General features: G+C 69.7%; 6 protein-coding genes. 4 read left to right on the top strand and 2 right to left on the bottom strand.

All coding sequences use genetic code 11. The annotated features are described in order from the left end of the window. The 3 genes from ACXJKR_RS23135 to paoC form a co-directional block, all read left to right on the top strand. On the top strand, nucleotides 1-231 hold a 231-nt coding region (locus ACXJKR_RS23135), incomplete at its 5' end, for a 2Fe-2S iron-sulfur cluster-binding protein (protein WP_457324802.1). Beyond that, complete coding sequence (locus ACXJKR_RS23140) at nucleotides 228-1,181, top strand: FAD binding domain-containing protein (protein ID WP_457324803.1); 954 nt, start codon at nucleotides 228-230, stop codon at nucleotides 1,179-1,181. The genes ACXJKR_RS23135 and ACXJKR_RS23140, both read left to right, overlap by 4 nt. Beyond that, on the top strand, nucleotides 1,181-3,373 hold the full coding sequence (paoC, locus tag ACXJKR_RS23145) for an aldehyde oxidoreductase molybdenum-binding subunit PaoC (protein ID WP_457324804.1): 2,193 nt from the start codon (nucleotides 1,181-1,183) through the stop codon (nucleotides 3,371-3,373). Before ACXJKR_RS23140 ends, paoC begins: the two co-directional genes overlap by 1 nt. On the opposite strand, the gene ACXJKR_RS23150 is transcribed toward paoC, so the two are convergent. Both ACXJKR_RS23150 and ACXJKR_RS23155 read right to left on the bottom strand, forming a co-directional pair. Next, nucleotides 3,370-3,864 (bottom strand): disulfide bond formation protein B, encoded by a 495-nt coding sequence (locus ACXJKR_RS23150; RefSeq protein WP_457324805.1) that lies wholly within the window; start codon nucleotides 3,862-3,864, stop codon nucleotides 3,370-3,372. The two genes, paoC and ACXJKR_RS23150, sit on opposite strands and share 4 nt — an antisense overlap. After that, nucleotides 3,864-4,331: a RidA family protein gene (locus ACXJKR_RS23155; RefSeq protein ID WP_457324806.1), complete on the bottom strand. Its 468-nt coding sequence runs from the start codon at nucleotides 4,329-4,331 to the stop codon at nucleotides 3,864-3,866. The genes ACXJKR_RS23150 and ACXJKR_RS23155 overlap by 1 nt, the downstream gene beginning before the upstream one ends. Before the next feature lie 81 nt (nucleotides 4,332-4,412). Here ACXJKR_RS23155 and ACXJKR_RS23160 point away from each other — a divergent pair. After that, nucleotides 4,413-5,408: ComEC/Rec2 family competence protein (locus ACXJKR_RS23160; protein WP_457324807.1), on the top strand; the 996-nt coding region annotated here is incomplete at its 3' end.

The raw sequence follows: 5,408 nt of genomic DNA on the forward strand, positions 1-5,408 counted from the left end.
CATGATGGCTACCAGTGCGGCTACTGCACGCCGGGCCAGATCTGTTCGGCCGCCGGCATGCTGGACGAGCTCAAGCGCGGCGTGCCCAGCCACGTGACGACCGACCTGACCGCCAAGCCGTTGCTGAGCGCCGACGAGTTGCGCGAGCGCATGAGCGGCAACCTCTGCCGCTGTGGCGCCTACTCCAACATCGCCGAGGCGATCACCAGCGTTGCCAAGGAGGCCGCATGAAAGCCTTCACTTTCGAGCGTGCGCGCACGCCGGCCGAAGCCGCCGCGGCGGTGGCGGGCCGGCCCGACGCCAAGTTCATCGCCGGCGGCACCAATCTGCTGGACCTGATGAAGCTGAAGATCGAGGCGCCGGGCCATATCGTGGACGTCAATGCGCTGGGCCTGGACCGCATCGAGCCCGTCGACGGCGGCGGCCTGCGCGTGGGCGCCCTGGTGCGCAATGCCGACCTGGCCAGCGACGTCCGCGTGCGCAAGGACTACCCGGTGCTGTCGCGTGCGCTATTGGCCGGCGCTTCGGGCCAGCTGCGCAATCGGGCAACGACGGCCGRCAACCTGTTGCAGCGCACGCGCTGCCCCTATTTCTACGACACCGCCCAGCCCTGCAACAAGCGCCAGCCCGGCAGCGGCTGCAGCGCCATCGGCGGCGTGGCGCGCTCGCTGGCCATCATCGGCACGAGCCAAGCCTGTATCGCCAGCCACCCGAGCGACATGGCCGTCGCCATGCGCGTGCTGGATGCGCAGGTCGAGACCATCAAACCCGATGGCCAGGTGCGCCGCATCCCCATCGCCGACTTCCACAAGCTGCCCGGCGATACGCCCCACGTCGAGCACACGCTGGCTCACGGCGAGCTGATCACTTCGGTGCTGCTGCCGCCACCCGCGGGCGGCACCCAGGTCTACCGCAAGGTGCGCGACCGGGCGTCCTATGCCTTCGCCCTCGTGTCGCTGGCCGCCATCGTGCAGCGTGATGGCAGCGCGCGCCTGGCCTTCGGCGGCGTGGCGCCCAGACCCTGGCGTGTGGAGGCGGCCGAAGGCCAGCTTTCGCGCGGTGTGCATACCTATTTTGGGCAGGCCTTCGCCGGCGCGGCCCCGCAGCAGGACAGCGCCTTCAAGCTCAAGCTGGCCGAGCGCCTGCTGGTCGACTCCCTGCATCCTGCACGGAGCACATGATGAGATTCGACCAGCCCGCCACCACCAACCCCATCGACCAGGGCCGCATCGTCGGCCGCCCCACGCCGCGCATCGATGGCCCGCTGAAGACCACCGGCATGGCGCCCTATGCCTACGAACACCACGACCTGAAGCAAGCGCCGGCCGTCGGCTATGTCGTGGGTGCCGGCATCGCCAAGGGCCGCGTGGCCGCCATGGACCTGCGCGCCGCCCGCGCGGCACCCGGTGTGCTCGCCATCGTCACGGCCCAGAACGCCGGCAAGCTCGGCAAGGGCAACATGAACACCGCCAAGCTGCTCGGCGGCCCGCAGATCGACCACTACCACCAGGCCCTGGCCGTCGTCGTGGCCGAAAGCTTCGAGCAGGCGCGCGCCGCGGCGGCGTTGATCGACATCCGCTACGAGGCCGCCAAGGGCCGCTTCGACCTGGCCGCCGAGAAGCCTCATGCGCCGGTGGCCAAGAGCGATGGCTTCGGTGGCGAGGCCGAGACCAAGCATGGCGACTTCGAGGCCGGCTTCGCCAAGGCGCCGGTGCAGCTGGACGCCAGCTACACGACGCCCGACCAGGCACACGCCATGATGGAGCCGCATGCCACCATCGCCTGGTGGGAGGGCAAGAAGCTGTCGGTGTGGACGTCCAACCAGATGATCGACTGGGCCGTCGGCGACCTCGCCAAGACGCTGGGCATTCCCAAGCAGGACGTGCGCGTGCGTTCGCCCTTCGTCGGCGGCGGCTTTGGCGGCAAGCTCTTCCTGCGCGCCGACGTCGTGCTGGCGGCCCTGGGTGCCAAGGCCGCCAGCCGGCCCGTCAAGATTGCGCTGACGCGGCCGCTGATGTTCAACAACACCACGCACCGGCCCGCAACCATCCAGCGCATCCGCATCGGCGCCAACAAGGACGGGCGCATCCAGGCCATCTCGCACGAGAGCTGGTCCGGTAACCTGCCCGGCGGCGGCCCCGAGACGGCCACGGCCCAGACGCGGCTGCTCTATGCCGGTGAACACCGCCACACCGCCATGCACCTGGCCGTGCTGGACCTGCCCGAGGGCAATGCCATGCGCGCGCCGGGTGAAGCGCCAGGCCTGATGGCGCTGGAGATCGCGATGGACGAGATGGCCGAAAAGCTCGGTCTGGACCCCATCGAGTTCCGCGTGCGCAACGACACCCAGGTCGACCCCGAGAAGCCGCAGCGTCCCTTCTCGCAGCGCCGCCTGGTGGAGTGCATGAAGCAAGGCGCCGAGCGCTTCGGCTGGAACCGGCGCAATGCCAAACCGGCGCAGGTGCGCGAGGGCGCGTGGCTCATGGGCCTCGGCATGGCAGCAGCCTTCCGCAACAACCTGCTGATGAAATCCAAGGCCCGCGTGCGCCTGGAGGGTGAGCGCGTCATCGTCGAAACCGACATGACTGACATCGGCACCGGCAGCTACACCATCATTGCGCAGACGGCAGCCGAGACCATGGGTGTGACCCTCGACAAGGTCGTCGTGCGCTTGGGGGATTCGAGCTTCCCGGTGTCCTGCGGCTCGGGCGGCCAATGGGGCGGCAACAACTCGACGGCCGGCGTGTATGCGGCTTGCATGAAGCTGCGCGGCATGGTCGCCCAGAAGGCCGGCATGGCCGACGCGGAATTTGCCGGTGGCGAGGTGCGTGGCGGCGGCAAGGCCATGCCGCTGAAGTCCTTTGCCGGCCTGGTGGCCGAGGACGGCATCGAATATGGCGATCTCGACAAGCGCTACCAGCAGTCCACTTTTGGCGCGCATTTCGCCGAGGTGGCGGTGGATGCGACGACTGGCGAGGTGCGCGTGCGGCGCATGCTGGCTGTGTGCGCGGCGGGGCGCATCCTGAACCCGACCTCGGCGCGCAGCCAGGTCATCGGCGCCATGACCATGGGCGTGGGCGCGGCRCTGATGGAAGACCTGAAGGTTGACCACCGCCGCGGCTTCTTCGTCAACCACGACCTGGCCGGCTACGAGGTGCCGGTGCATGCTGACATCCCGCATCAGGAGGTCATCTTCCTGGACGAGACCGACCCGATCTCGTCGCCGATGAAGGCCAAGGGCGTGGGCGAGCTGGGCATTTGCGGCGCGGCCGCCGCGGTGGCCAACGCCGTCTACAACGCCACCGGCGTGCGGGTGCGCGACTACCCGCTGACGCTGGACAAGCTGCTCGCCGGCCTGCCCGCGCTGACTTAGCGGCGCTGGTTCAGGACGATCAGGCCCAGGGCGGCCAGCGCGGCGAACAGCAGGCCGCTCCAGATCTCGTAGGGCAGGCCGATGAGGCGATAGGCTGCGGCCTCCGCGCAGTTGGCCGTGATCATGAAGACCGACGGCCACAGCTCCTCGAGCCCGAGCGCCGTGACGATCTTGTCCGCCAGGCCCATCGCGCAGGTGGCGCTCTGCGAGGCCACCTCATGCTGGAAGACGGCCGCCGTGAGGCCCGCGGCGCACAGCATCAGCACGACCACGAGGGCCGTCTGACGCAGCGCGCGCTTGGCGCTCACCAGCCAGCCCAGCAGCGAGACGGCGCCGATCACCAGGAAGATGGCCCGCTGCAGCACGCACCACGGGCAGGGCTTGACGCCGAACTGGTGCTGGGCGATCAAGGCGATGCCGACGGCGCCGAAGCTCGCCACGGCCATGCCGGCCAGCGCACGGGCCGGCAGCTTGGAAGGGGCGCTGAACATCAGACGGCGATTTCGGCGATGAGCTCGATCTCGACGCAGGCGCCAAGCGGGATCTGGGCCACGCCGAAGGCGCTGCGGGCATGCTTGCCAGCTTCGCCCAGCACCGCGGCGAACAGCTCGGAGCAGCCGTTGGTGACGAGGTGCTGCTCGGTGAAGTCGGGCGTGCTGTTCACGAGGCTCATCACCTTGACGATGCGCAYGATCTTGCCCAGGTCACCGGTGGCGGCCTGCAGCGTGCCGAGCAGGTCGATGGCGACGGCGCGTGCGGCCGCCTGGCCGGTGGCGGTGTCGACATCCTTGCCGAGCTGGCCGACCCAGGGCTTGCCGTCCTTCTTGGCGATATGGCCCGACAGGAACAGCAGGTTGCCGGTGCGCGTGAACGGCAGGTAGGCGGCAGCAGGAATGGCCAGCGGCGGCAGGGTGATGCCGAGTTCGGCGAGCTTGGCTTGGATGGCAGAAGAGCTCATGCGTAGTAGCGCGGTGGCGCAAGCGAAAAACCGCGGCATGCTACACCCCGCGTCCCAATAAGGCGGGACAGGGGAGGGGCATTGGCTCAGCGGCCGTGGGGCGTGCGCGAACTGGTGGCAACGGGCGTGGCCTGGCTGGCCGGCCTGGCCCTGCTGCAATGCTGCGAGCGGCTGCCGACGGCGGCCGAATACGCGCTGCTGGCCTTGGCTTTCGTGGTGCTCCTGCTGCTGCGTCGCCGCCACTGGCTGGCGTTGGCGGGTGCGGTCGCCGTGTTCGCCTTCGCGCAGGCGGGGTTGCGCGCCGAGCTGCGCATGAAGCCCGAACTGCATCCGGCCTGGGAAGGCCGCGATCTGGTGCTGGGCGGCCGCATCGATTCGCTGCCCATCGCCGTCACCGGCCAGGGGGGCGCGCCGGGTTGGCGCTTTGAATTTGCCGTGGACTCGGTCGGCGCAACGGGCACAGCGCTGCCGCCCGAAGTGCCGCGACGTTTGATGCTGTTGGCCTATGACTCAGCGCCCATCACTGCGGGCGAGCGCTGGCGCTTTACCGCCCGCCTCAAGCGCGCCCATGGCCTGGCCAATCCGGGCGGTTTCGATGTCGAGCTGTGGCTGTTCGAGCAAGGCCTGCGTGCCAGTGGCGTCGTGCGCACGGCCGAGCGATTGCAGGCGGCGCCCTGGTGGTCGCTGGACGCCGCGCGCCAGCGCCTGCGCACCGCCATCCGCGAACGCGTGGCCGATCCCGGCATGGCCGGCGTGCTGGCGGCGCTGAGCCTGGGCGACCAGAACGCCATTGCCCACAGCGACTGGAATCTGTTTCGCGATACCGGCGTGAGTCATCTCTTGTCGGTCTCCGGAAGTCACGTCGTCCTGCTCGGCTGGCTGGCCTCCGCACTCGTCGCGCCGCTGTGGCGCCGCAGCCGCTGGCTCTGCCTGCGCATGCCCGCGCCCACGGCGGCACGTTGGCTGGGCGTGGCGGTGGCCTTCGTCTATGCGCTGTTCTCGGGCTGGGGCGTGCCGGCGCAGCGCACCGTCATCATGCTGGCCGCCGTCGCCGCTCTGCGCAGCCTTGGCCTGCGC

The sequence above is a fragment of the Roseateles sp. P5_E11 genome, assembly GCF_054049355.1.